Below are 22,957 nucleotides of genomic sequence, written 5' to 3'. Positions count from 1 at the left end.
GAGCCTCCCTCACAAAGCTTAAAAAGAACATGCCTCCAGCATGTTCTTTTTTTGGTGTGTTTTTTATCAAAATAAATAAGATGAGAAAGATTGTGACACTGATATTCAACCCTTATAAAACCAACCAATTTAGTTTGATTAATTTTATTCTTTATTTTAAAACCAAGCATTTTAATCAGATTTAAAAATAGGAGAATATTATTCCAACCAAAATAATCTACATTAAAATATATAAATATAAGCATTTTAGTCGGATTTAAAAACCAATAAAATTACATAAAATAATAAAAAATATTTAGAATAAATTTTAACTTGAATAAATATATATTTATTACTTTCAAGTATTTATAAATATATATTTATTTAAACTGTATCATCTATTTATTTTTTAGTTACAATAGATTAATAATATACAACAAGTCATATAACAGGCTTAGTCGAATGAGCTTAGTTCCTAAAAATCTAAACCAGAGAGTGGTTAGAGAAATAACCGCCATTTTAATTATCAAGGTTATTTTACTCATGATAATTAAAAATATCTGGTTTGATGCGCCTACGATTCCTAAAAATTTTGATAACCAAGTCGCCGAGCGTATCGCCGGCAATCCTTCCCAAATCCAGGAGACACGTTGATGATTTCTGAAAGCGTGGTCGATCTCTCGCGGTTCCAGTTCGCCATGACCGCGATGTATCACTTTATTTTTGTTCCACTGACGCTAGGTCTAGCATTTCTGCTTGCCATTATGGAAACCACCTATGTGATTTCCGGCAAAGAAATCTATAAAGACATGACCAAGTTCTGGGGAAAACTGTTTGGTATTAACTTTGCCTTAGGGGTAACCACCGGCCTGACCATGGAGTTCCAGTTCGGAACCAACTGGGCTTATTACTCGCATTATGTCGGTGATATTTTCGGTGCACCGCTGGCGATTGAAGGTTTGATGGCCTTCTTCCTTGAATCGACCTTTATTGGCTTGTTCTTCTTTGGTTGGGATCGCCTGTCCAAAGTACAACATCTGGCAGTGACCTGGCTGGTAGCTTTAGGCTCGAACATGTCCGCACTCTGGATTCTGGTCGCCAATGGCTGGATGCAAAACCCGGTCGGTTCAGCATTTAACTATGAAACCATGCGTATGGAAATGATGGACTTTGCTGCACTGATCTTTAACCCGGTCGCTCAGGTTAAATTTGTGCATACCGTATCTGCGGGTTATGTCACAGGTGCCATCTTCGTACTGGCTATTTCAAGTTACTACATGCTGAAAAAACGTGACCTGCCTTTTGCACGCCGTTCTTTTGCCATTGCAGCCATCTTCGGGCTTGCTTCTACACTTTCAGTGATTTTACTGGGTGATGAATCAGGTTATGAGCTGGGTGATGTACAAAAAACCAAACTGGCAGCGATTGAAGCAGAATGGGATACTCACCCTGCACCTGCACCATTTACTTTGTTCGGTATCCCAAATAAGGAAACCATGACTACAGATTATGCAGTGAAAATTCCTTATGTGATGGGTCTGATTGCTACACGTTCTACGACTGAACAAGTCACAGGTATTAAGGACCTGCTGGTTCAGCACGAAGCGCGTATCCGTAATGGTATGGTGGCATATTCACAACTGGAAAAATTACGTGCTGGTGATCAGTCTCCAGAACTGAAAACAGCTTTTGAAGAAAGCCAAAAAGACCTCGGTTACGGTCTGCTACTGAAGAAATACACCCCAAATGTCGTTGATGCCTCTGAAGAGCAAATCAAAGCAGCTGCTAAAGACACTATTCCACACGTACCAAGCCTGTTCTGGGCCTTCCGTGCCATGGTGGCTTCTGGCTTCCTGATGCTACTTCTATTTGCACTGGCAACTTTTGCGGTAGCCAAACGTAATGCTGAAAACAAACCATGGTTATTGAAATTTGCATTATTTGCACTGCCTTTACCTTGGGTTGCTGCGCAGACCGGCTGGTATGTAGCAGAAGTAGGTCGTCAACCTTGGACTATTGGTGAAGTATTACCGACGCATCTTTCAGCATCAAGCTTAAGCACAGGTGATGTCTGGGGTTCAATCTTGGCATTGGCAGCGTTCTATACCGTGTTACTGATTATTGAAATGTATCTGATGATCAAGTTCTCACGTCTTGGCCCAAGCTCACTGCATACCGGTAAATACCATTTTGAAAAGCTTGCAGCTGCAGAGAAGGCAAATGGGGAGACTCAAGCATGATCGAATATGAATTATTAAAAATCATTTGGTGGGTGCTGGTCGGCGTATTGCTGATTGGCTTTGCCCTCACCGATGGCTTCGATATGGGCTCCATGGCGATCATGCCATTTGTGGGCAAAAATGATAGTGAGCGCCGTGCAGCGATCAATACTATTGCACCGCACTGGGACGGTAACCAAGTTTGGTTTATTACTGCCGGCGGTGCGTTATTCGCTGCCTGGCCAATGGTCTATGCAACTGCCTTCTCCGGCATGTACTGGGCCCTGTTGCTGGTCCTGTTTGCCCTGTTCCTGCGTCCGGTCGGTTTTGACTATCGCTCAAAACTGGAAAATACCAAATGGCGCAATTCATGGGATTGGGGTCTAGCGATTGGTGGTGCAGTTCCTGCATTGGTCTTTGGTGTGGCATTCGGTAACATGTTCCTGGGTGTGCCATTTACTCTAGATGAAACTGTACGTTCTACTTATACTGGCAGCTTCTTTGCACTCCTGAATCCGTTTGCTATTGTGTGTGGTCTGGTCAGCTTATCGATGCTGTGTGCACATGGTGGTGCATGGTTAATGCTGCGTACTGATGGTGACCTACGCCAACGCTCTGCCAAAGCAACACAAATCATGGGTCTGGTTTATCTGGTTACCTTCCTGGCTGCAGGCGCTTGGCTGTACTTTGGTGGTATTCAAGGTTATACACTGGTTACACCTTTTGATACCAATGGTGTTGCCAACCCGCTCGCCAAAGAAGTGCTGACCAATGCCAATCCAGGCTGGATGAATAACTACTCGACTTATCCAATCACGATGGCAGCGCCTATTGCCGGCATTTTGGGCGGTTTGATCATTGTACTGGCAGCAGGTAAAAATAAAGCAGGCTTGAGCTTCCTGGGTTCATCTCTGGCAGTTATCGGTGCAATTCTGACTGCTGGTTTCGCCCTATTCCCTTTCCTGATGCCTTCAAGCATTAACCCGGTTGCAAGTCTGACCATGTGGGATGCGGTATCTAGTAAAAATACCTTAACCGTTATGACCGTTGCTGCCTGTATCTTTGTTCCACTGATCCTGATCTATACCACTTGGTGTTATTACAAGATGTGGGGCGTGATTACCAACAAACACATTGAAGATAATTCACACAGCCTGTACTAAGGGCTGTGTCTTAAGGAGAGACAACTATGTGGTATTTTGCTTGGATTCTGGGTGTACTGATGGCATGTTTTGCCAGTGTGATTGCTGCCATTTACATGGAACAACACCAAGACCTAGATGAGGAATAAAACATGACCGAAGCTGCGCTTGAGAAAACCGTTGTAGACAAGAAACCAAACAAATTTGCGATGATGATTTCCTGCCTCCTGGCTTTTCCTCTCGCAGCCGTGTTATTGGTTCATCCTTCTGCAATGCTGGATGCCAACGGTGAATATAGCCATAGTGCCATGATGTATATCATGATTGGTATTTCTGGAGGCTTTGTCCATGGTGTGGGCTTTATGCCGCGCCACTGGTTCTGGAAATGGTTGTTTAGCCCTTTCCTAGCATGGCCTTTAATGATCTGGGGTTATTACACCTGGTTTCTCAGTTAAAGTATGAAATTAAAAAGCCCTCATTTGAGGGCTTTTTAATTTCATACGAATTCTAAAATATTCTTCTTTTTTCTTCTGGCCAAAACAGGATTTTTAAAACAACTTATTTTAAGTATATAAAAAGCCGGAACCAGTCCGACTTTTAGAATGACTTATCGATGAGTATGAATCGACATCACAATGCCCATCCCGGCCAGCATGGAAATCACTGCCGTTCCACCATAACTCATGAGCGGTAATGGATCTCCAGTTACAGGTAAAATCCCGCTCACCATGCCTGAGTTTAAAAATACAAAGAAGAAGAAAGTCAGTCCCATGGCTCCAGCATATAAGCGGCCAAAGTTATGAAAGCTGTTTAAACCAATCATCAGACAGCGAATAATAATGGCAGTGAATAAACTAAACAGCAGGAAAACGCCGATAAAACCGAATTCTTCGGCATAAGTCGACATAATAAAGTCAGTATGATGTTCAGGCAGATAACCTAAATGTGATTGGGTACCTTCGGTATAGCCTTTGCCCGTGGAACCACCTGAACCAATCGCAATTTTGGACTGGATGATATTCCAGCCTGCACCCAAGGCATCCGATTCCGGATCAAATAACGTGGTAATACGTTTTTTTTGATACTCTTGTAGCACGAACATCCATGCAGCCGGAGCTGCCACAGCTACCGCCGCTGCTGCACCACCAATCAGACGCCACGACATCCCACTTAAAAATAGAACAAAAATACCAGGAATTACCAAGCCAATGTTCAAGTCAGGCTGAAGTGCCACCAAAACAAATGGTACGCCCAATAGAATCAAAGCCCCGACAATATGCAAAAATTTGGGAGGAAATGGCTTACGTGCAAAATACCATGCCATCATCAAAGGCATGGCAAATTTCATCACCTCACTCGGTTGCATGCTTCCCACCCCTGGCAAGGTAATCCAGCGGGTTGCACCCAAACGTTTTTCACCAATCACAAAGACCAGAAGCAGCATGAAGATCCCGAAGGCATACAGGTATGGACTAATCGCCTGATAGACTTTCGGTGGAATCTGCGCACAGATAAACAGCAGCACAAAACCAATTCCAAAACTGATCGCCTGACGCACCACCATGCCAGAGTCTTCGGATGTCGCGCTATACACCACCATTAAACCCAGGATTGCATTGAGAACTAGAAAGCACAATAACCAGGGATCAAGGTGCAACTTGGTCCATCGAGATGAATCTTGCGGGTTAATACTACGTCCATCACGCAAAGAGTGACGTAAAAACCGATACTGCTGTGAAGGTATCATTGGCCAAAAGGTGAAAAAGAATGATGGCAAAATTATAAGTGAAAGCTATAGCGAATAGATCGCTATAGCCAGATTTATTCTGCTTTTATTTAGGGTCTGTTGACATTTACTGTTCAAAAAAATAGCGAGAAAGTAAAATTTAATCGCCAAACTAAATTTACTTCTCGCTATGCCTCGTACAATGCTGAATGATCAACACTGGTCTAAGTTACTTTCTATTTTCCGAAATTTTGATATCTATTTCAAATCTAATTTGAGAAATTTTGTCGAAGCAATACTTTATAGAATAAGAACAGGCTGCCCATGGCGTGATTTGCCTAAAGAATTTGGTTCGTATAACTCAATCTTTAAAAAATATAATCGTTGGTGTAAAAATGATAAGTTAATGAAAATATTTAAATTAATTTCTTCAAGTGCTGATATGGAATGGGTTTTTATTGATGGTAGTCATGTTCGGGCACACCAACATTCTGCTGGAATAAAAGATCAGGATATTTCTAAAAGCATTGGTGGAAATAGTTCTAAAATACACTTAGCTGTTGATGCGGATGGCAATCCAATCGAAATTATTATCTCCGATGGAACGATACATGATGTCAAGATTGCTCCCAAAATGATTGAAAAACTTGATTTGAGTGAAACGGAAGTATGTTGTGCAGACAAAGGATATGACTCTGAATCATTAAGAGAACAAATATCTGCGAAAAAAACTAAAGCGAATATTCCAAGAAAATCAAATACTCAGTCAAATAATGATCATATGGATTGGTATTTATATAAAATCAGACACTTAGTTGAGAATGCATTTTGTAGGTTAAAGCAGTTCAGAGGAATAGCAACACGATATGATAAGCTAAAGTGTAGCTATGAGGGGGCAGTTGCATTAGCTTGTATATTTATTTGGCTACCTTTATCGGGTAAATTCTATACTTGAAATGTCAACAGACCCTAAATATTATTTGAATATATTTTTAAGCCTGAGCCTGTAAAATCAGCTTGGCCAGTTCCAGATCGTCCGGATAGGTAATTTTAATATTATCGGAACGCCCTTGTACTACACTCACCTGTTCGCCGATATGTTCCAGCGCACTGGCTTCATCAGTAATCGTAGCACCATCTTGCAAAGCCTGCTCAATCGCCCGTTTCAACACACCTAGCTTGGCCATTTGTGGTGTTTGTGCCTGCCATAGCATTGAGCGATCCACTGTTTCCTCAATATCAAAATTGGTTACTACACGCTTAAGTGTATCTCTTACTGGAATCGCCAGAATCGCAGCCTGATCATTTGTAATCGCCGTATTGACTAACTGTTGCAGACAATCCAGACCGACACAGGGACGCGCCGCGTCATGTACCAGCACCCACTCATCTTCAGAAGCGATTTGAGATAAATACGTGAGTGCATTTAACACGGAATTCACCCGCTCGGCACCGCCCAGACAGAAATGGGCTTTCTCTTGACTGGAAAATGGCAGCATTTTTGCGACGTTGTCCTGTTCACCAATCGCCAGGACATAACCCGCCAAAGGCAGTTGATTCAGACGAGCCACCGTATGTTCAAGAACAGTTCGCTCTTGAATCATCTGATATTGTTTCAGTTCTGTTTTGGAGAAACGGCTACCGGAACCTGCAGCTGGAAGAATGACCCAAAGTTTAGGGTGTGGTTGGTGCTTCAGCTGACTCATTGGTTCGCAGGTCTACTTTAGAATTAGGATTAAGATAGATCGGTTTATATTGAGTACTGATCGTGCTCATTTGAATAAAAGTTTCGCGTGGCTTAATCAGACCAAGATCTAAACGCGCATGTTCTTCGATGGCTTCAATACCATTCTTCAAATCATAAACTTCTGCTGCCAGAACGCGATTACGCTCTTTTAGCTCATCATTCAATTCCATTTGTTGTTGGATTTTCTGGGTCAGTTGCTGATGATCATGATAACCACCTTCACCAAACCAGTATAAATATTGAAACCCTGCGATCAAAATGATCGCAAGGCCCAACAGTACTTTACTCGCAGTCGAGTCGAATACATTTAACATTGACATAAGTCGCTTAGTTCAAACCTTTGAACTCAGCTTTACCGCGATATGCAGCATTAGTCAATTCTTCAATACGAAGTAATTGATTATATTTCGCTACACGGTCAGAACGGCAAAGTGAACCAGTCTTGATTTGACCTGCTGCTGTACCTACTGCAAGATCAGCAATGGTTGAATCTTCCGTTTCACCTGAACGGTGTGAAATTACAGTAGAGTAACCATTTTCTTTCGCAAGATAGATGGCATCTAAAGTTTCAGTCAAGGTACCGATCTGGTTGTATTTGATCAGAATCGAGTTACCCACTTTTTCGTTGATACCACGTTGCAGGATTTTCGGATTCGTTACGAACAAGTCATCGCCAACCAACTGGATCTTGTCGCCAAGGATAGAAGTCAGGTAAGACCAGCCTTCCCAGTCAGATTCGTCCAGACCATCTTCAATCGAGATAATTGGATATTGGTTTACAAGACCTGCTAAATAGTCAGAGAACTGGTTGCTTGTGAACGCTTTGTTGCCTTCGCCCGCAAGAATGTACTGACCATTTTTGTAGAATTCTGAAGATGCACAATCCAGCGCAAGCATGATATCAGAACCTGCTTTGTAGCCCGTTTGACCAATTGCTTCAAGAATAACTGTGATTGCTTCTTCGTTTGAACGTAAGTTCGGCGCAAAACCACCTTCATCACCTACCGCAGTGTTTAAACCTTTTTTGTTTAATACTGATTTAAGTGAATGGAAGATTTCAGCACCTGCACGTAGCGCTTCAGAGAATGAAGTGAAGCCTACTGGCTCAATCATAAATTCTTGAATATCGACGTTGTTGTCTGCATGTGAACCACCATTGATGATGTTCATCATTGGTACAGGCATGGTTAAAATCGTTTGACCACGAAGATCTGCGATATATTGGAAAAGAGGAATTTTCTTTTCTTCAGCAGCAGCGCGCGCAGCAGCCAAAGACACTGCCAAAGTTGCGTTTGCACCTAATTTTTCTTTGTTTTCAGTACCGTCAAGCGCGATCATCGTGTTATCGATGTCTTTTTGTTCGAATACTGATTTACCGACCAAAGCGTCACGGATTAACGTATTGACGTTATTTACCGCAGTTTTAACGCCTTTACCTAAGTAACGCGCTTTATCGCCATCACGAAGTTCTAAAGCTTCACGAGAACCAGTTGAAGCACCAGATGGTGCACATGCACGGCCAACTACGCCAGATGCTAAGATTACGTCTGCTTCGATGGTAGGGTTACCACGAGAGTCCAAAATTTCACGTGCACGAATGTCAACGATTTGGCTCATGAACTATTCCTCAGTTGATTAATATGAGCTGCCTATACGGCAGCGCAAGAGTGATAAACTCAGTGTGTATCTAACTTTTCGAAACCTTTAACCAAGGTATCCAATTCTTTTAGCTGTGCCAGGAACGGCTCAAGCTGAGACATGCGCAGCGCACATGGACCATCACACTTGGCTTTTTCCGGATCTGGGTGTGCTTCTAAGAACAAACCAGCAAGACCCGTTGCCATACCCGCACGCGCAAGCGTTGTAATTTGCGCACGACGACCACCGGCAGAATCTGCACGGCCGCCTGGGGTTTGTAAGGCATGGGTCACATCAAAGAATACCGGGACATTCATTTCTTTCATGATGTCGAAGCCCAGCATGTCTACAACCAGATTGTTATAGCCAAATGCCGAACCGCGTTCACAAATGATCAGCTTGTCATTTCCAGCTTCCAGACACTTATGCAAAATATGACGCATTTCGTGTGGCGCAAGGAATTGTGCTTTTTTGATGTTGATGATGGCATCCGTTTTTGCCATGGCTTCAACCAGATCCGTCTGACGGCTTAAGAAAGCTGGCAATTGAATAATGTCTGCCACTTCTGCAACAGGAGCCGCTTGGTACGGCTCATGCACATCGGTGATGATCGGCACATTAAAGTGTTTTTTAATGTCAGCTAACCACTCGAGACCTTTTTCCAGGCCTGGGCCACGGAAAGAGTTCAGGCTTGAACGGTTGGCTTTATCAAAGCTGGCTTTGAACACATAAGGAATGCCCAAACGTGTGCAGATATCGACATAAGTCTCTGCAATTTCAAAAGCCAGGTCTTTAGATTCAAGTACATTCATTCCGCCGAATAATACAAATGGCAAATGATTTGCCATTTGTATATCGCCCAAACGTACAATTTCTTGTGGTTTTAATTGCGACATTTAAACTTCCCTAGTTGTGTCCTACGCACCGATTATTTGGTTTTTTGGTACTGCTTTTTCGCAGCATCAATGAAACCTGCAAACAACGGGTGACCATCACGTGGCGAGCTGGTAAATTCCGGGTGGAATTGTACTGCAATAAACCAAGGATGTGCAGGAATTTCAACAGTTTCTACCAGATGCTGTACCGGAGAATAACCAGAAATCTTCATGCCTTTTTCTTCCAGCACTGGGATATAACGGTTGTTCATCTCGTAACGGTGACGGTGACGCTCGATGATTTCTTCAGAACCATAAACTTCTGCAGTTTTAGTCCCTGCAACCAGTTCAGATTTTTGCGCGCCTAAACGCATCGTGCCACCCAGATCAGAATCAGCAGAACGTTGCTGAACTTCACCACGCTCATCTAACCATTCAGTAATTAAACCAATCAATGGAGATTTGGTTGAACGGTTAAATTCAGTCGAGGTCGCGTCTGCAATATCAGCAACATTACGTGCGTATTCGATCACAGCCAACTGCATACCCAAGCAAATACCGAGGAACGGCACACCGTTCTCACGTGCGAATTGAATCGCCTTCATTTTGCCTTCAGTACCGCGCTCACCGAAACCGCCAGGAACCAGAATCGCATCAGCATCTTTCAATACTTCTGCTACATCTTGGCTTTCAAGCTCTTCAGCGTTTACGTAGTCAATCTGAACTTTCACACGGTTTTGAATACCCGCATGTAGAAGTGCTTCGTTGACAGACTTGTATGCATCTGGAAGTTCAACGTATTTACCGACCATTGCAACACGTACGGTGTATTCAGGGTTCAGCAGTGCTTCTACAACGTTATCCCAATCTGTTAAGTCAGCTTCAGGAAGATCGTTATAACCAAAACGTTCACAGATTAAATCGTCAACATTTTGTTCGTAGAATGTACGTGGAATCTGGTAGATCGAACGTGCATCTTTACATACCACAACGGCACGTGCTTCAACGTTAGTAAATAATGCAATCTTACGCGTCGTATCTGCATCTACATCGTATTCTGTACGGCAGATGAGAATGTCTGGCTGAATACCAATCGACAGGAGTTCTTTAACAGAGTGCTGTGTTGGTTTGGTTTTTAATTCTGCTGCAGACTTAATGTATGGGAGTAACGTTAAGTGCATTAACATGGTACGTTTATGACCAAGTTCAACCATTAACTGACGTACAGATTCCATGAATGGGAGAGATTCAATGTCACCTACAGTACCGCCGATCTCTACGATCGCAACGTCATAACCTTCGCCTGCACGAAGTACACGCTCTTTGATATTGTCAGTAATGTGTGGAATAACTTGAACAGTACCGCCTAGATAGTCACCACGGCGTTCTTTGTTTAGAACATCCTGGTAAACACGGCCTGATGTGAAGTTATTTAGTTTGGTCATTTTCGCACGACGCAAGAAACGTTCGTAGTAACCCAAGTCTAAGTCTGTTTCAGCACCATCTTCTGTAACAAAAACTTCACCATGCTGGAATGGGCTCATTGTCCCTGGATCGACATTAATGTATGGATCCATTTTTACCATGGTCACTTTTAAACCACGAGCTTCTAAAAGTGCAGCAACAGAAGCAGCTGAAATACCTTTACCTAGTGATGAAACTACACCACCAGTAACGAAAATAAAATGGGTCATTGGGTTTCTCGTACAATCGAGCCTAAATCGGCCTGCAATGTTGCGCAATTTTACTTTACCTTGTACCTAGAAAGCAAAGTCAATCCGCATCAATTCAAAGAACAATAAACAATTGACTATTCTAACAGCAATTCCTATAAAAAATTACAGTAAGTTCATATGATTTCTATCTTGCATTTTGCTGCTATAATAGTGTATCCACTCCACACTTTTATGTTTGATGCAATGATGATGAAGAAACTTTTAATCTCCACCCTAATCCTGACTGGCCTGACATTAACTGCGTGTGTAAAAAAAGAAGCACCAAAAGAAGAAGAGCAAGTAGAAGTTACTCCAGCATCTGAAATCTCGACTCCAGAACCAACGCAATTTGAACCGCTTGAACCTGTAGAGCCAGCGGCAATTGAAGAGGAAGTAGCGCCAACGGTTGAAATTCAACGTGAGCAAACTGAAAACACCACGACTGAAATCCGTCGTGAAATCAAAAAACCAGAAACTACTGAGCCGGCACCAGTGCCTGAAACCCGCGAAGAACCTGCGTCAAAGCCTGCTGCGACCACACCTAAAACCAATTCAAATCCAGAAAACAAGTCTGAGGATGATGCGGTTGCTGACGCAATTGCCGCAGCGATGCCAGCACTTGACTAATTACAGTATCATTCATCAAAAAACCCAGCAGATGCTGGGTTTTTTATTGGAACTTTTTAAGCGGATACTGTTGCCGGTGCACGAGATAAGTGAATCAAATAGTCTGCCATTAGTCGGGTAGCCCAAGATTCGGTTTGCATCAAGCCCTGATAAAAGCCGCAATGACTGCCTTTTTTGGTGGTAATCACCATAATATTAGACATCGCCCGAATTTTTTCTTTATAAGGTTCTAAATTTCGGATGTGACAAACCGGATCATCCTCCGCATTTAAAATCATCAGTGGGATTTTGACACTTTCAAACACATAAATCGGATTGGTTGCCTGAGTATAACTGGCATAATCCGCAAATCCGGCCAGTTCAAAATAAAGTTTTTCAAATTCAGACAGATCTTTAACTTCTAATAACTGTTTCCAGCTTGGGCAGACCTGCCAGGTTTCTTGATAAGGATGAATAAAGCGCTTAATCAGTTTTTTGGCCATGACTTTACTGTAAAACGGATGCACATTGGCAAAACCGGTTTCAGTGTTATAGCCAGGACATAAAGCAAAAGCTGCTTTGAGTGGGGTTTGTTCACCCTCTTCACCCAGATAACGCACCAACAATCCCGTACCCGCAGAAGATCCAACCCCATAGAGATCGGACTGAGGAAATCTGTCCTGTATATACAAGAGCTGCTCACGCAAATCCTGAGTTGAACCAAACAGGTTCATTTTAGGCACAGGCATGGGTAAGTCTGCATGACCACGGCGTAAACACAATGCCACACGCCAACCGGTATGTTTATGCAGATCACGAACCAGTTCACGCATCGATTCAGGAGAACCGGTAATAGTATGGAGTAAGACAATGGTTGGCGTACTTGCCGGAAGATCCAGCCCATACCAGGCAATACCGGTAATTCCGCCATCTGACATTTTCAGCTGTTCAAGCGCATCGTATTTCAGCTTAATGGTACGTTTTTTAATTAAATCAAAATACAGAATATGTGCGTGTGCATTGGCTAACCAAGGTGTAGGACGATATTTTTGTTGCAGCTGCGGTAAGCGTTCAATGAGTCCTGAAAATACACCATTCGGATTGTAATACAGGGTCGGCTCGTCTGCTCCGCTGAAACGATCCAGATATTCACTGGAAAGCTGACCCAATTTTTTAAGCAACATTTTCATCTGTCATCCCCCCTCTAGTTGTACTAGCTGTGATTTACAAATTTCATGCCGACTTGAATCAATAGTTCGAATTAAGTTTTAGCTTGGAATAATTGCATCCGCTGGCCCATCTGTACAGCCAAGGCTTCAAGTCCGGACTTAGGTCGAATCATGACTTCAAAATCAACCATCTGACCCTCTTCATTAAACTGAATCATGTCAACTCCCTTTAGTTTTTTATCGCCCACATTGGCAGAAAACTCAAGTACGACATTGTTACCATCTTCACTTATAAATTCACGGTGATAGGTGAAATTTTCAAAGACTTGAATGACATTGGTCAAAATAAAAAATACCACCTGTTTTCCAGGATAAGGCTGAAAAGCCACAGGCGAACGAAATACCACTTCTTCAGCAAGCAGTTCATTCAAGATCGACATATCACGGCTTTCCAGCATCTCATGCCAGCGTGAAATGGATTTTTTTGTATTTTCGATGGTCATTTTGGATTCCTTTTTTGTTATTAAAAAATTAATCTCCCTCACCCCAGCCCTCTCCCAAAGGGAGAGGGAGATAACACTTTTTATACCGATTTATCCCTCTCCTTATAGGAGATGAGTAGCACTGCTGCGCAAGGGAGAGGTTAATAAAGCTTGACGTTTTTAAATTAAATCACCGCCGCCAATTCAGCACCCTGACGGATGGCACGTTTGGCATCCAACTCACCCGCTTCTTTCGCTCCACCAATCAGATGCACATTTTTCCCGGCTGCTTTTAGCTCATCAAACATGGCGGTATAAGATTCCTGACCGGCACAAATAATCACATGATCGACTTCTAGTACCGCAGGTTTGTCATTCACGACTATATGTAAGCCCTGATCATCAATTTTTTCATAGCTGGCGCCCGCAATCATTTTCACATCACGGTGTTTTAAACCAGTACGATGAATCCAGCCTGTGGTTTTACCCAAACTTGCGCCGACTGAAGCGGCTTTACGTTGCAATAAATAAATTTCACGTTGCGGTTTTTCTACATTTGCAGCTTTTAAGCCACCGACATTTTCATAGTCAGTATCAATACCCCATTCATCATAGAATTTTTCCGGATTGATACTGCCACTTTCTCCTTCATGACTCAGGAATTCGGCTGTATCAAAACCAATACCGCCTGCACCAATAATGGCAACTCGCTGACCCACTGGCTTACGTTCTTTCAAAACGTCCAGATAAGACAGTACTTTTGCATGATCAATACCTGGAATCTCAAGTTGACGTGGTGTCACGCCTGTTGCCACCACAATATCATCAAAGCTTGACTGAGCCAGCTCTTCCAGACTCGCCTTATGATTCAGTTGCAATTTGATACGTGGTTGTAATTCAATCTGACGCTTGAAGTAGCGCAAGGTTTCATAAAACTCTTCCTTGCCCGGAATGGTCTTGGCAATATTAAACTGCCCGCCAATCTGAGCAGCGGCTTCAAATACCGTCACCTGATGACCGCGATTTGCTGCATATACAGCAAAGCTTAAACCTGCAGGACCCGCACCAATCACGGCAATATTTTTTGCTACATTGGTTTCTTTAAAAATGAGCTCTGTTTCATAGCAGGCACGTGGATTGACCAGACAGGTGGCAATTTTCATTGAGAAAATATGATCCAGACAGGCCTGATTACAACCGATACAGGTATTGATCTCATCGCTACGACCCTGCTCCGCTTTCAGGACAAACTCAGAGTCTGCCAGCATCGGACGGGCCATGGAAATCATATCAGCATCACCAGACGCCAATACATATTCAGCCATTTCCGGAGTATTGATACGGTTTGAAGTGATTAAAGGGATCTTCACCTGACCTTTCAGCTTACGCGTCACCCAGGTGAAGGCTGCACGAGGCACTTTAGTGGCAATCGTCGGAATACGCGCTTCATGCCAGCCAATGCCGGTATTGATAATGGTGGCACCAGCTTTTTCAATTTCTTTGGCCAACTGGATGACTTCTTCCAGAGTTGAACCGCCTTCGACCAGATCCAGCATAGATAGGCGATAAATAATGATAAAGTTCTCACCGACCATTTCACGTGTACGGCGTACGATTTCAATCGGGAAACGGATGCGGTTTGCATAGCTTCCACCCCACTCATCATCACGATGGTTGGTACGTGCTGCAATAAATTCGTTAATCAGATAGCCTTCCGAGCCCATGATTTCTACACCGTCATAACCGGCGTATTGAGCCAGCTTGGCACAATTGGCAAAATCATCAATGGTTTGCTGCACCTCAGCCGAAGTTAAAGCATGCGGTTTGACTGGATTGATCGGTGCCTGAATTGGGGATGGCGCGACATTTTCAGCCTGATAAGAATAACGTCCGGTATGCAGAATCTGCATGGCAATTTTCCCGCCCGCTTCATGTACGGCCTGGGTAATCACCTTATGCTTTTCAGCTTCTTCAATGGTGTCAAGTTTGGAACCGCCATGAAACGTTACGCCATGATCATTTGGTGAAATCCCGCCGGTGACGATTAAAGCGACTCCACCTTTGGCGCGCTCTGCATAAAAAGCTGCCATCCGATCATATCCGCCGGGTGCTTCTTCAAGACCAACGTGCATGGAACCCATTAATACGCGGTTTTTAAGTGTGGTAAAACCCAAGTTCAATGGGGCAAGTAAATTCGGATATTTAGACATTTCAACTCCTGAGCATGCGTTTAGGCTGGCTATTGTTTTAGCAACTGGCAGTTTGATCCCTCAATCTTTCCAGTTTAATGCAACTTGTTGCACTAATTTATATGCCAGAATTGATTTTTATGCAACATGTTGCATAATAATCCCGAGTCACTTTTTTGAGACGTTTATGTCTTTAGCGCATGTTTTATTGACCAGCCTGATTGAAAAACCTAGCACCGGAATCGAACTGGCTCGCCGTTTTGACCGTTCCATGGGCTTCTTCTGGAATGCCACTCATCAGCAGATTTATCGCGAGCTGAATGCCATGCTGCAAAAAGGCTGGATTTCGACGATAGAAGAGGAAGACTCGAATAGCCGCAAAAAGACTTATCAGGTAGAACGTCTGGGCCGCGAAGAACTGGCCAACTGGATGTTGCAACAGAGCCCACCAGCACAATTACGTGAAGAGCTGATGGTACGTTTACGTGCCGAAGCCCAACTTGGTGGCAATAACACTTTGGCAGAGCTGGAACGCCATCTGGAACTGCATAAAGAGAAATTGAAAACCTATCAGCAGATTTTTGCCAAGGACTTTGCTCAAGCGGACGAAACTGACCGTACCTTATATATTCATAAAATGATTCTGCAACTGGGAATTGATCAGGAACTGGGTTGGATTTCCTGGCTGGAACAGGTTATTCCGCGACTGCAACAATTTGACGCACAACAATTATAAATACGGAGACACACATGCCCTTTTATCGCATGCCCGATGGTGAACAGCTGTTTGTACGCGAATACGGTCGGGGACAGCCGGTACTGGTACTCTCTGGACTTGGCATGCTGAGCTGGCAATGGAAAGCTTTTCTCTATCCGCATCAGAAAAATTTCTGTTTCATTATTCCAGAATGGCGCGGCTTTGGGGCTTCCAGTCGCTGTAAAATTCCGCAAGATCTCGATGCAATTTCCAGTCACTGGCTGGATGTGCGTTCAGTTCTGACCCAGCTAGAATTAGATCAAGTCATCGTCATTGCCTATTCCATGGGTGCAACCACCGCAATGCACGGCATGCATTATGACAACTTTGCCAGTCAGATTTCTGCTTATTTGCACATTGATCAGACTCCCAAAATTCCGGTCGATGATGCCTGGGATTTTGGTCTTTTTGGTCCACGTTATCAGGAATTTATCGACATCCTGCAGCAGCTCTCTGTCCTACTTACGCAATATCAGCAAGTTGAATTGATCCGTGATCTTGACGTTTCTGTCCGTAAACAAATTGCCGCCCTATGGCTAAAGTTTATTCAGCTACAAAATCAACAAAAATATAGTCTGAAAGCTTTCGAATTCATTTTGAATCAACCTCGCCTGCAAAGTCTGTTAATGCCTTCCAGCCGGGTGGATTATATGGCGTGGTATATCAACAATTATTTATACCATCGTGAGGATTACCGAGAGGCATTGGCCCAGCTCAGCTGTTCGGTGACTTTCTTTAGCGGCGTACAATCCAAGCTATATCCTTTTGAAGGTCAGCGCCTGATTGCAGAAAGCCTGCCTCAGGCCAAACAGATACTTTTCAGCAAATCCGGCCATACACCTTTACTGACTGAACCGCTAAAATTTTCCCGAGAACTTGGCATCTTCTTAAAAGAAAATTCGCAATCTAGCACTTCAGCTGCCTAAAGATTCAGGAGATAGAACAATGAAGAAACTGGTGGTCTTTTCCGGTGCAGGCATGAGCGCCGAAAGTGGCATTAATACTTTTCGCGACAGTAATGGACTTTGGGAACAATACCGGATTGAAGAGGTTGCCACACCTGAAGCCTGGGCCAAAAATCCGCAACTGGTGCAACGCTTTTATAATGCACGTCGTAAAAATATTCTGAAAGCACAGCCGAATGCAGCCCATCAAGTGATTGCCAATCTTGAAGATGAGTTTGATGTGCATGTAATCACCCAGAATATTGATGACTTGCATGAACGTGCCGGCAGCTCCAAGGTGATCCATTTACATGGCAATATTCGTCTGGCCAAAAGCTCAGGCCCCGATGCACAAAGCACGACCGAGTTTTATCCAATTGAAAGTGCTGAATTAGATTTAAATCAACACTTTTGTAAGGCAGGCTATCCGTTACGTCCGCATGTGGTCTGGTTTGGTGAAGCCGTGCCCGCGTATGAAGAAGCTCAAGACAGTGTACAGGATGCCAATATTTTCGTGGTGATTGGCACCAGCTTGCAGGTTTATCCAGTTGCCGGGTTAATTCATGAGATTCCTGCGAACTGTCAGGCCTATTACATCGACCCGAAAGCCGAGCAGCAGCATTTACCTGGACAGTTTTACAAGATCTCCCAAAACGCGACCGACGGCATGCAAACACTGCTAGGTTTACTTAAATCCGGGAATTAGATTTTTTTATATGCTGCATTCTCTGATTGACAGTATGCAACAATCAATTTTTAATCAACTTATCGTTGCAAGAATGGAATTAAACCATGCTGTCTGATCTGGATGACTTTTACTGTTTCGCTCAGGTGGTGGAACATGGCGGCTTTAGTGCAGCCGAACGTGCAACCGATATTCCCAAATCCAAACTCAGCCGTCGGGTGTTTAATCTGGAAGAGCGCCTGGGTGTACGTCTGATTCAGCGCAGTTCGCGTCATTTTGCCGTCACCGATATCGGTATGAATATTTACCGGCATGCCCAAGTTATGCTGAGTGCTGCACAGGCGGCGCATGATCTGGTGGACCATCTGAGTACCGAACCGCGCGGAACCATTAAAGTCAGTCTGCCAGTCTCTATTGCCCAGAACGAACTGGCAAAAATTCTGCCGGATTTTTTGAAAAAATATCCTGAAATTAAAGTCCAGATGATGATCACCAATCGCCGGGTCGATATTATCAATGAAGGCTTTGATCTGGCCTTACGTGTCCGTTCCAGCCTGGATGATGACCCAAATCTGGTGATCCGCCAGTTTGAAAAAATTGAGCAGCATTTATTCGCCAGTCAGGGTTATTTAAATGAATTTGGTGAACTAAAAAACCCAGAGCAACTGGCTGAACATAAAATCCTGAGTATGGCCGAAGACCATACCGAACAGTTTCTAACCTTACAAAATGAACAGCAGGAACAAAAAAAAATTCGTGTCAGTCCAACGGTTATGGGTTCTGACTTAAATATGCTGGCACAACTGGCCGCGTCAGGCTCAGGCGTCACTTTGTTGCCAGATAACGTGGTCGAGCAGTACGTGGCAAGTGGTGAACTGGTTCGAGTGCTTCCTGACTGGAAAGCACCGCATGGTATTTTCCATGTGGTTTATCCTTCACGTCGCGGCTTATTACCTGCAGTAAGGGTCTTTATTGATTATCTGGTCGCTGAATTAAATCGGCGCTAAATGAAGTACTTTTGAGAAAAACTAGACAAAAAAAATAGCTCATTCTTGGGGAAAAATGAGCTAGAGAAACTTTCACTACAGCATAGTGAGCGAAAAAAAGGGAACCTATGTATCTGACTCTTAGTTTAATCAGATATAAAATCCTAAACCACTGTTTAATGTAGTGTTTTGTATGTTTTCGTCAGCAAGAACGAGTGAGTTGTAATTTATGTAAGTGGATTATCTGAATAAAGATCATTCAATCAATATTTTAAATTTCCGGATACTCACCTGTGCCTTCAGGCCAAGGCGACAAGACTTCAAACCCGGTTTCGGTGACATAGACCATATGTTCCCATTGCGCCGACCAGGATTTATCCGTGGTGACTACAGTCCAGCCATCTTTCAGCTCTTTGACGCGGGCTTTTCCCATATTCACCATCGGCTCAATGGTAAACACCATGCCTGGAACCAGTTTAATGCCCTGACCTGGCTGACCGTAATGCAGAATGTTTGGCTGCTCGTGATAGACCTTACCGATGCCGTGACCGCAATATTCGCGCACGATGGAATAGCCTTCACGCTGTGCGACCGTTTGAATCGCATAGCCGATATCACCTAGAGTCGCGCCCGGCTTCACCGCATGAATCCCGGCCACCATGGCTTCATAGGTGGTATTGACCAGTCGCTTGGCTTCTGGAGAAGGAGTTCCAACATAGTACATCCGGCTTGTATCACCAAAATAACCGTCTTTAATAATGGCAACATCAATATTGATAATATCGCCATCCTGCAGAACGACTTTCGATGATGGAATGCCGTGACAAACCACTTCATTCGGTGAAATACAGGTGGTTTTAGTATAGCCATAATAGCCAATATTGGCTGGCGTCACCTTTAATGTATTTACAATAAAATCATGACAGAGATCATCCAGATATTCAGTGGTGACACCTGGCTTGACATGCTCCCCGATCATCGCTAAAACCTCTGCAGCCAAACGCCCAGATATCCGCAATTTTTCAACATCTTGCTCAGTTTTAAGACTAATCGCTGGAGCGCGCATATACCTATCCTCACTATGAATCCCTGAATTATAATCCCTTTTTTGCGAAATATGTCGCAGTTGTTGAGTTTCGGCACAGCAATTTTCCTTGAAATAGGAATTTTCACTGCTGTTTATTTGTACAAACAATAACTGACATATTTTGATATCAAGTGCAGATATTTTTTGAGCTTGTAAGGAAAAATATATTTTTCAGCGAATTATCAAACATATATTTCTACCAAGATTTGAATGACCGGTTATGTGATCCGCAAACTCACTAGAATCAAGGCTTCCAGCCTTAAAATAAACTCCAAAAAATTGGACATATACACTAAAATCGCTTTCTTTTGTTCTATTGATCTCCCTTTATGACAAGTCTGCGTACCCGGGATATTGTCGCCCTAGGTTTTATGACCTTTGCACTATTTATTGGTGCGGGCAACATTATCTTCCCACCGATTGTGGCTCAACAAGCCGGTGAACACGTATGGCTCGCTGCTTTAGGTTTCCTTATTACAGCAGTCGGCTTACCCGTGATTACCATTATTGCGTTGTCTCGCGTTGAAGGTTCCATTCAGGCACTAAGCTCGCCTCTTGGCAAAGCAGCCAGCATCTTGCTGACTGTAATCTGTTACTTAGCTGTTGGCCCTTTATTTGCGACGCCGCGTACCGCAACCGTTTCTTATGAAATCGGTTTTTCATCTTACTTTGGTAATGAATCTGGCAGCCTGCTCATTTACAGCATCATCTATTTTGCTGTGGTGACCATCGTGTCCTTATATCCCAATAAGATTCTGGATACCGTCGGCTATTTCCTGTCGCCACTTAAAATTATTTCTTTGATCATTTTGGGTGTAGCAGCCGTGATGATTCCTGCCAGCAATCCGCCTGCAGCGATCGATAATTACGTTACCAGTCCAGTGACTGAAGGCTTCGTAAATGGTTATTTAACCATGGATACTTTGGGCGCTTTAGTTTTCGGTATTGTGATTGTTAAAGCCATTACTTCACGTGGTGTAACCGATAAAAAACTGATTACCAAATATGCAGTGAATGCCGGCATTATTTCTGGTATTGGTTTAACTCTGGTGTATTTAAGTCTGTTTAAACTTGGACTAGGTAGCCATGAGATTGCACCAAATGCAGCCAATGGTGCCATTATCCTGCATGCATATGTACAACATGCTTTTGGCGATATGGGTGCTTACTTCCTGTCCGGCATGATTTTTATTGCCTGTATGGTCACTGCAATTGGTCTGACCTGTGCCTGCGCTGAGTATTTTTCCAGCTTGACCAAAATTCCGTACAAGATCTTTGTATTTATTCTGGTGGGCTTCTCACTGGTGATTTCAAATCTGGGTTTAACCAAACTGATCGCTGTTTCGGTTCCAGTCTTAAGTGCGATTTATCCGCCTGCCATTAGCGTCATTATGCTGAGCTTCTGTGCAAGCTTCTTCAAGAAACCATCTCATGTGATTGCGCCAGTGACCCTGGTGGCCTTGATCTTTGGTATTTTTGATGGATTAAAAGTCGCTGGTTTTGAATTGCCTGCATTACTGCAAAATTTACCTCTATCAGATCAGAATCTGGCCTGGTTTATCCCGTCCATGATTGTATTGCTGATTACAGCTGTGATTGACCGTATTAGAAACTAAAACTTCTAGGATGTCTGAAAAATCGTATTTTTACCCAAAATCCGGTTTGAGCGTGATCAATAATTGTCAGGTTTTATCCAAACGGACATTTATTGTTTCTTAATGATGACATCAAATCACCGCTGTAAATCTTGATACTAAGATTTTCTATAAAAAATCGTTTCTATAAATAAGATCGCACTTTAATTATTTTATTTTTTATATAAATATAAACAGAACTTTTGATTTTCTGATGTTAGATACTTATTGTTGCCAACTTAAACCAAGTTCCCTTCCGAGTCATACGCAGACTTACAAAGTATTGATTAACCCTACATATCTTTGGCGTAAAATTTGCATTTTCTATCTGGTCGCATTAATTAAATGATGACTACATCTTATTTCCAAAATTAACTGGAGGTGAAATCTGAAAATATAATTCTTGCCTAATCAAGTGATTATGTAGTTATACGACTAAAGATGGCCATTTTGACTGTAAAAGCCTGCCACGGCAGTTGCAAAGGCCCAAATTAAACAGTACAACTATATATTCAATTCTGACTGATTAAATCTGCTTTAATCTTCAATAACATAAATAAATGGGAGGGATGGAGATGTTATCATTACATTTCAACAAGCAAGTCTTCATTGACGCTCTTAAAGCCAACAACACCAATCTGGTGACATTTATATGCACCACTTTTGCACTCATGCTGACTTTAACCGTTCATTGCTTAATTCAAGGTAATTTAAAACTTGAATACTTTGGCTATGCACTGATTGTCTCAGCTGCATTTTTCCTATGGGCTGCCATAGACCAGAAATACCGATAATCAAATTTTAAATTAGCCCAGATGGATGATATGGCCAGTCATCCATCTGGTGAAAAAAGTGTTTTAATTTTCAATCATTCCAGCATCCTTTCAGAATAACTATAAAAAGAAGATTAAAATAATCCCGCAAATGCTCCATAGAGCAAAATCCCTGTCCCGCCCAATTCTGCAACAATTAAACCCAGCATGGCGAAAGTCATTAAACTTCCAGGCAAATGAAATTTACCCAGTTGATGCGGCTGTTTAAACTGATTCGTCGTATCTTGCAGGAAACCATGCAACATATAAGCGGCAATCGAGAAGCTGAAAAATATTATATTAATGAGTACGCAAATCAGATTCACCCTACTCGGCAATACTGAACAATAGGCCAATACTGCCAGAATTAAGGTCGCAGGTGCATAAAGCAGGCTGCTACGATGGGCAATATCGACATAATAATGTGCACGTGACTGAGGCGATTGACGAATCTGCCAATATTTCCAGACACCGGTCAACATCCCGATCCACAAGAAGATTCCACTAAAAATAATGCCGATTTTAACGGCCAGCTCAAGTTCCATTAGCTGCATAAGATCATTCC

At 43.0% G+C, this 22,957-nt stretch carries 24 protein-coding genes; 13 read left to right on the top strand and 11 right to left on the bottom strand.

Features of this window, described 5'->3' with window-relative positions:
* Window positions 1–441 precede the first annotated feature (441 nt).
* Genes cydP through PYW33_RS06605 form a run of 5 tightly spaced genes read left to right on the top strand, consistent with a single transcriptional unit; the run spans window position 442 to window position 3,795 of the window.
* The gene (cydP, locus tag PYW33_RS06625; RefSeq protein ID WP_004645265.1) at window positions 442–633 is read left to right on the top strand and encodes a cytochrome oxidase putative small subunit CydP; all 192 of its coding nucleotides are present in this window, start codon (window positions 442–444) and stop codon (window positions 631–633) included.
* Window positions 633–2,219 (top strand): cytochrome ubiquinol oxidase subunit I, encoded by a 1,587-nt coding sequence (locus PYW33_RS06620; RefSeq protein WP_004645266.1) that lies wholly within the window; start codon window positions 633–635, stop codon window positions 2,217–2,219. The genes cydP and PYW33_RS06620 overlap by 1 nt, the downstream gene beginning before the upstream one ends.
* Entirely contained in the window at window positions 2,216–3,361 is a 1,146-nt protein-coding gene (cydB, locus tag PYW33_RS06615; protein ID WP_004645267.1) for a cytochrome d ubiquinol oxidase subunit II, read from the top strand. Before PYW33_RS06620 ends, cydB begins: the two co-directional genes overlap by 4 nt.
* Window positions 3,362–3,387: 26 nt before the next feature.
* A complete protein-coding gene (cydX, locus tag PYW33_RS06610) occupies window positions 3,388–3,489 on the top strand; it encodes a cytochrome bd-I oxidase subunit CydX (RefSeq protein ID WP_004278713.1) in 102 nt (33 codons plus the stop codon).
* 3 nt (window positions 3,490–3,492) lie between these two features.
* Window positions 3,493–3,795, top strand: coding sequence for a cyd operon YbgE family protein (locus PYW33_RS06605; RefSeq protein ID WP_004278714.1), 303 nt, complete (start codon window positions 3,493–3,495; stop codon window positions 3,793–3,795).
* 152 nt (window positions 3,796–3,947) lie between these two features.
* Here PYW33_RS06605 and rodA read toward each other — a convergent pair whose 3' ends face one another.
* A complete protein-coding gene (gene rodA, locus PYW33_RS06600) occupies window positions 3,948–5,087 on the bottom strand; it encodes a rod shape-determining protein RodA (protein ID WP_004645269.1) in 1,140 nt (379 codons plus the stop codon).
* A 169-nt stretch (window positions 5,088–5,256) separates the two neighbouring features.
* On the opposite strand from rodA, the gene PYW33_RS06595 reads away from it, so the two are divergent.
* Window positions 5,257–6,021 (top strand): IS5 family transposase, encoded by a 765-nt coding sequence (locus tag PYW33_RS06595; RefSeq protein WP_004645258.1) that lies wholly within the window; start codon window positions 5,257–5,259, stop codon window positions 6,019–6,021.
* Window positions 6,022–6,058: 37 nt separating this feature from the next.
* Here PYW33_RS06595 and ispD read toward each other — a convergent pair whose 3' ends face one another.
* The 5 genes from ispD to PYW33_RS06570 are packed head-to-tail and all read right to left on the bottom strand — an operon-like array spanning window position 6,059 to window position 11,020.
* A complete protein-coding gene (gene ispD, locus PYW33_RS06590) occupies window positions 6,059–6,772 on the bottom strand; it encodes a 2-C-methyl-D-erythritol 4-phosphate cytidylyltransferase (protein ID WP_004645270.1) in 714 nt (237 codons plus the stop codon).
* Window positions 6,741–7,133, bottom strand: coding sequence for a septum formation initiator family protein (locus tag PYW33_RS06585; protein WP_004645271.1), 393 nt, complete (start codon window positions 7,131–7,133; stop codon window positions 6,741–6,743). Before PYW33_RS06585 ends, ispD begins: the two co-directional genes overlap by 32 nt.
* Before the next feature lie 7 nt (window positions 7,134–7,140).
* Window positions 7,141–8,430, bottom strand: coding sequence for a phosphopyruvate hydratase (eno, locus tag PYW33_RS06580; protein ID WP_004278719.1), 1,290 nt, complete (start codon window positions 8,428–8,430; stop codon window positions 7,141–7,143).
* A gap of 59 nt (window positions 8,431–8,489) precedes the next feature.
* A complete protein-coding gene (gene kdsA, locus PYW33_RS06575; protein ID WP_004278721.1) occupies window positions 8,490–9,347 on the bottom strand; it encodes a 3-deoxy-8-phosphooctulonate synthase in 858 nt (285 codons plus the stop codon).
* Between the two features lie 32 nt (window positions 9,348–9,379).
* Complete coding sequence (locus PYW33_RS06570; protein ID WP_004645272.1) at window positions 9,380–11,020, bottom strand: CTP synthase; 1,641 nt, start codon at window positions 11,018–11,020, stop codon at window positions 9,380–9,382.
* 225 nt (window positions 11,021–11,245) lie between these two features.
* Between PYW33_RS06570 and PYW33_RS06565 the strand changes: the two genes are divergently transcribed.
* Window positions 11,246–11,668, top strand: a complete 423-nt coding sequence (locus tag PYW33_RS06565) for a hypothetical protein (RefSeq protein ID WP_370940779.1) — start codon at window positions 11,246–11,248, stop codon at window positions 11,666–11,668.
* A gap of 56 nt (window positions 11,669–11,724) precedes the next feature.
* On the opposite strand, the gene PYW33_RS06560 is transcribed toward PYW33_RS06565, so the two are convergent.
* The 3 genes from PYW33_RS06560 to PYW33_RS06550 all read right to left on the bottom strand — a co-directional run bounded on the left by PYW33_RS06560 (window position 11,725) and on the right by PYW33_RS06550 (window position 15,508).
* Entirely contained in the window at window positions 11,725–12,837 is a 1,113-nt protein-coding gene (locus PYW33_RS06560; protein WP_004645273.1) for a YheT family hydrolase, read from the bottom strand.
* A gap of 71 nt (window positions 12,838–12,908) precedes the next feature.
* Window positions 12,909–13,319, bottom strand: a complete 411-nt coding sequence (locus PYW33_RS06555; protein WP_004645275.1) for a nuclear transport factor 2 family protein — start codon at window positions 13,317–13,319, stop codon at window positions 12,909–12,911.
* Between the two features lie 164 nt (window positions 13,320–13,483).
* Complete coding sequence (locus PYW33_RS06550; RefSeq protein WP_004645276.1) at window positions 13,484–15,508, bottom strand: NADPH-dependent 2,4-dienoyl-CoA reductase; 2,025 nt, start codon at window positions 15,506–15,508, stop codon at window positions 13,484–13,486.
* 166 nt (window positions 15,509–15,674) lie between these two features.
* Here PYW33_RS06550 and PYW33_RS06545 point away from each other — a divergent pair, with 166 nt between their 5' ends.
* From PYW33_RS06545 to PYW33_RS06530, 4 genes are all read left to right on the top strand, one after another.
* Window positions 15,675–16,223 carry a PadR family transcriptional regulator gene (locus tag PYW33_RS06545; protein WP_004645277.1) on the top strand — a complete coding sequence of 183 codons (549 nt, stop codon included), beginning with the start codon at window positions 15,675–15,677 and terminating at the stop codon, window positions 16,221–16,223.
* 14 nt (window positions 16,224–16,237) lie between these two features.
* Window positions 16,238–17,170 (top strand): alpha/beta fold hydrolase, encoded by a 933-nt coding sequence (locus tag PYW33_RS06540; RefSeq protein ID WP_004645278.1) that lies wholly within the window; start codon window positions 16,238–16,240, stop codon window positions 17,168–17,170.
* Window positions 17,171–17,189: 19 nt separating this feature from the next.
* Entirely contained in the window at window positions 17,190–17,894 is a 705-nt protein-coding gene (locus tag PYW33_RS06535; RefSeq protein ID WP_004645279.1) for an SIR2 family NAD-dependent protein deacylase, read from the top strand.
* A gap of 86 nt (window positions 17,895–17,980) precedes the next feature.
* Window positions 17,981–18,880, top strand: coding sequence for a LysR substrate-binding domain-containing protein (locus tag PYW33_RS06530; RefSeq protein ID WP_004645280.1), 900 nt, complete (start codon window positions 17,981–17,983; stop codon window positions 18,878–18,880).
* A gap of 250 nt (window positions 18,881–19,130) precedes the next feature.
* Here PYW33_RS06530 and map read toward each other — a convergent pair whose 3' ends face one another.
* Window positions 19,131–19,925, bottom strand: a complete 795-nt coding sequence (gene map, locus PYW33_RS06525; protein WP_004645281.1) for a type I methionyl aminopeptidase — start codon at window positions 19,923–19,925, stop codon at window positions 19,131–19,133.
* Between the two features lie 350 nt (window positions 19,926–20,275).
* Between map and brnQ the strand changes: the two genes are divergently transcribed.
* Both brnQ and PYW33_RS06515 read left to right on the top strand, forming a co-directional pair.
* Window positions 20,276–21,562: a branched-chain amino acid transport system II carrier protein gene (gene brnQ, locus PYW33_RS06520; RefSeq protein WP_004645282.1), complete on the top strand. Its 1,287-nt coding sequence runs from the start codon at window positions 20,276–20,278 to the stop codon at window positions 21,560–21,562.
* A gap of 593 nt (window positions 21,563–22,155) precedes the next feature.
* Window positions 22,156–22,374, top strand: coding sequence for a hypothetical protein (locus PYW33_RS06515; RefSeq protein WP_004645284.1), 219 nt, complete (start codon window positions 22,156–22,158; stop codon window positions 22,372–22,374).
* Between the two features lie 113 nt (window positions 22,375–22,487).
* On the opposite strand, the gene PYW33_RS06510 is transcribed toward PYW33_RS06515, so the two are convergent.
* Entirely contained in the window at window positions 22,488–22,946 is a 459-nt protein-coding gene (locus PYW33_RS06510; RefSeq protein WP_004645285.1) for a hypothetical protein, read from the bottom strand.
* Between the last annotated feature and the right edge of the window lie 11 nt (window positions 22,947–22,957).

It is taken from the genome of Acinetobacter lwoffii, assembly GCF_029024105.1.
Lineage (GTDB): Bacteria > Pseudomonadota > Gammaproteobacteria > Pseudomonadales > Moraxellaceae > Acinetobacter > Acinetobacter lwoffii.
This window is presented reverse-complemented; position numbering and strand designations above follow the sequence as displayed.

Excerpts from the sequence above, each read along its gene's own strand:
- cydP (WP_004645265.1), top strand. The coding sequence starts at position 442 with ATGAGCTTAGTTCCTAAAAATCTAAACCAGAGAGTGGTTAGAGAAATA.
- PYW33_RS06620 (WP_004645266.1), top strand. The coding sequence starts at position 633 with ATGATTTCTGAAAGCGTGGTCGATCTCTCGCGGTTCCAGTTCGCCATG.
- cydB (WP_004645267.1), top strand. The coding sequence starts at position 2,216 with ATGATCGAATATGAATTATTAAAAATCATTTGGTGGGTGCTGGTCGGC.
- cydX (WP_004278713.1), top strand. The coding sequence starts at position 3,388 with ATGTGGTATTTTGCTTGGATTCTGGGTGTACTGATGGCATGTTTTGCC.
- PYW33_RS06605 (WP_004278714.1), top strand. The coding sequence starts at position 3,493 with ATGACCGAAGCTGCGCTTGAGAAAACCGTTGTAGACAAGAAACCAAAC.
- rodA (WP_004645269.1), bottom strand. The coding sequence starts at position 5,087 with ATGATACCTTCACAGCAGTATCGGTTTTTACGTCACTCTTTGCGTGAT.
- PYW33_RS06595 (WP_004645258.1), top strand. The coding sequence starts at position 5,257 with ATGCCTCGTACAATGCTGAATGATCAACACTGGTCTAAGTTACTTTCT.
- ispD (WP_004645270.1), bottom strand. The coding sequence starts at position 6,772 with ATGAGTCAGCTGAAGCACCAACCACACCCTAAACTTTGGGTCATTCTT.
- PYW33_RS06585 (WP_004645271.1), bottom strand. The coding sequence starts at position 7,133 with ATGTCAATGTTAAATGTATTCGACTCGACTGCGAGTAAAGTACTGTTG.
- eno (WP_004278719.1), bottom strand. The coding sequence starts at position 8,430 with ATGAGCCAAATCGTTGACATTCGTGCACGTGAAATTTTGGACTCTCGT.
- kdsA (WP_004278721.1), bottom strand. The coding sequence starts at position 9,347 with ATGTCGCAATTAAAACCACAAGAAATTGTACGTTTGGGCGATATACAA.
- PYW33_RS06570 (WP_004645272.1), bottom strand. The coding sequence starts at position 11,020 with ATGACCCATTTTATTTTCGTTACTGGTGGTGTAGTTTCATCACTAGGT.
- PYW33_RS06565 (WP_370940779.1), top strand. The coding sequence starts at position 11,246 with ATGATGATGAAGAAACTTTTAATCTCCACCCTAATCCTGACTGGCCTG.
- PYW33_RS06560 (WP_004645273.1), bottom strand. The coding sequence starts at position 12,837 with ATGAAAATGTTGCTTAAAAAATTGGGTCAGCTTTCCAGTGAATATCTG.
- PYW33_RS06555 (WP_004645275.1), bottom strand. The coding sequence starts at position 13,319 with ATGACCATCGAAAATACAAAAAAATCCATTTCACGCTGGCATGAGATG.
- PYW33_RS06550 (WP_004645276.1), bottom strand. The coding sequence starts at position 15,508 with ATGTCTAAATATCCGAATTTACTTGCCCCATTGAACTTGGGTTTTACC.
- PYW33_RS06545 (WP_004645277.1), top strand. The coding sequence starts at position 15,675 with ATGTCTTTAGCGCATGTTTTATTGACCAGCCTGATTGAAAAACCTAGC.
- PYW33_RS06540 (WP_004645278.1), top strand. The coding sequence starts at position 16,238 with ATGCCCTTTTATCGCATGCCCGATGGTGAACAGCTGTTTGTACGCGAA.
- PYW33_RS06535 (WP_004645279.1), top strand. The coding sequence starts at position 17,190 with ATGAAGAAACTGGTGGTCTTTTCCGGTGCAGGCATGAGCGCCGAAAGT.
- PYW33_RS06530 (WP_004645280.1), top strand. The coding sequence starts at position 17,981 with ATGCTGTCTGATCTGGATGACTTTTACTGTTTCGCTCAGGTGGTGGAA.
- map (WP_004645281.1), bottom strand. The coding sequence starts at position 19,925 with ATGCGCGCTCCAGCGATTAGTCTTAAAACTGAGCAAGATGTTGAAAAA.
- brnQ (WP_004645282.1), top strand. The coding sequence starts at position 20,276 with ATGACAAGTCTGCGTACCCGGGATATTGTCGCCCTAGGTTTTATGACC.
- PYW33_RS06515 (WP_004645284.1), top strand. The coding sequence starts at position 22,156 with ATGTTATCATTACATTTCAACAAGCAAGTCTTCATTGACGCTCTTAAA.
- PYW33_RS06510 (WP_004645285.1), bottom strand. The coding sequence starts at position 22,946 with ATGCAGCTAATGGAACTTGAGCTGGCCGTTAAAATCGGCATTATTTTT.